Source organism: Paenibacillus plantiphilus (genome assembly GCF_927798095.1).
GTDB lineage: Bacteria > Bacillota > Bacilli > Paenibacillales > Paenibacillaceae > Paenibacillus_Z > Paenibacillus_Z plantiphilus.
This window is the reverse complement of sequence record NZ_CAKMMF010000063.1, coordinates 1-1,705: the sequence shown is the minus strand read 5'-3', so window position 1 is coordinate 1,705 and position 1,705 is coordinate 1. Positions and strand designations below refer to the sequence as shown.

Annotated in this window: 1 rRNA gene (cut by a window edge); it reads left to right on the top strand. The window is 54.6% G+C overall.

From position 1 onward, the window contains the following. Positions 1-1,704, top strand: a 23S ribosomal RNA gene (locus tag L6H65_RS26280) (it extends 1,315 nt beyond the left edge of the window). Position 1,705: the final 1 nt, after the last annotated feature.

Sequence of the window (1,705 nt, the reverse complement as noted above, 5' to 3'; positions counted from 1 at the left end):
CAGGGGTAGGGGAGCGTTGAATATAGGTTGAAGTCAGATCGTAAGGACTGGTGGACTGTATTCAAGTGAGAATGCCGGTATGAGTAACGAAAAGACAAGTGAGAATCTTGTCCGCCGAAAGCCTAAGGGTTCCTGAGGAAGGCTCGTCCGCTCAGGGTAAGTCGGGACCTAAGGCGAGGCCGAAAGGCGTAGTCGAAGGACAACAGGTTGATATTCCTGTACCACCGTAAGCCGTTATGAGCAATGGGGTGACGCAGAAGGGCAGTGACGCGGGCTGATGGAATAGCTCGTCCAAGCAGTGAGGCTGATTGATAGGCAAATCCGTCAATCGATAAGGCTGGGCTGTGATGGGGAGGGAAAATTATAGTACCGAAGGTCATGTACTCCGGCTGCCAAGAAAAGCCTCTAGCCAGGTGAAGGTGCCCGTACCGCAAACCGACACAGGTAGGCGAGCAGAGCATGCTAAGGCGCGCGGAAGAACTCTCGTTAAGGAACTCGGCAAAATGACCCCGTAACTTCGGGAGAAGGGGTGCCTCGGTAGGGTGAATAGCCCGAGGGGGCCGCAGTGAAAAGGCCCAAGCGACTGTTTAGCAAAAACACAGGTCTGTGCGAAGCCGTAAGGCGAAGTATACGGGCTGACGCCTGCCCGGTGCTGGAAGGTTAAGGGGAGCGGTTAGGGGCAACCCGAAGCTGTGAACCGAAGCCCCAGTAAACGGCGGCCGTAACTATAACGGTCCTAAGGTAGCGAAATTCCTTGTCAGGTAAATTCTGACCCGCACGAATGGCGTAACGACTTGGGCGCTGTCTCAACGAGAGATCCGGTGAAATTTTAATACCTGTGAAGATGCAGGTTACCCGCGACAAGACGGAAAGACCCCATGGAGCTTTACTGCAGCTTGATATTGGACTTTGGTACGATCTGTACAGGATAGGTGGGAGCCTTGGAAGCCTGAGCGCCAGCTTGGGTGGAGGCACCGTTGGGATACCACCCTGATCGTATCGGAGTTCTAACCTGCTACCGTGAAACCGGTAGAGGGACCGTGTCAGGTGGGCAGTTTGACTGGGGCGGTCGCCTCCTAAAATGTAACGGAGGCGCCCAAAGGTTCTCTCAGAATGGTTGGAAATCATTCGTAGCGTGTAAAGGCATAAGAGAGCTTGACTGCGAGACCTACAAGTCGAGCAGGGACGAAAGTCGGGCTTAGTGATCCGGTGGTACCGAATGGAAGGGCCATCGCTCAACGGATAAAAGCTACCCTGGGGATAACAGGCTTATCTCCCCCAAGAGTCCACATCGACGGGGAGGTTTGGCACCTCGATGTCGGCTCATCGCATCCTGGGGCTGAAGTAGGTCCCAAGGGTTGGGCTGTTCGCCCATTAAAGCGGTACGCGAGCTGGGTTCAGAACGTCGTGAGACAGTTCGGTCCCTATCTGTCGCGGGCGTAGGAAATTTGAGAGGAGCTGTCCTTAGTACGAGAGGACCGGGATGGACGTACCGCTGGTGTACCAGTTGTTCCGCCAGGAGCACCGCTGGGTAGCTACGTACGGAAGGGATAAGCGCTGAAAGCATCTAAGCGTGAAGCCCCCCTCAAGATGAGATTTCCCAATTCGTAAGACCCCTGGTAGACGACCAGGTTGATAGGTTCGGGGTGGAAGTGCAGCAATGCATGCAGCTGACGAATACTAATCGGTCGAGGGCTTATCCTAT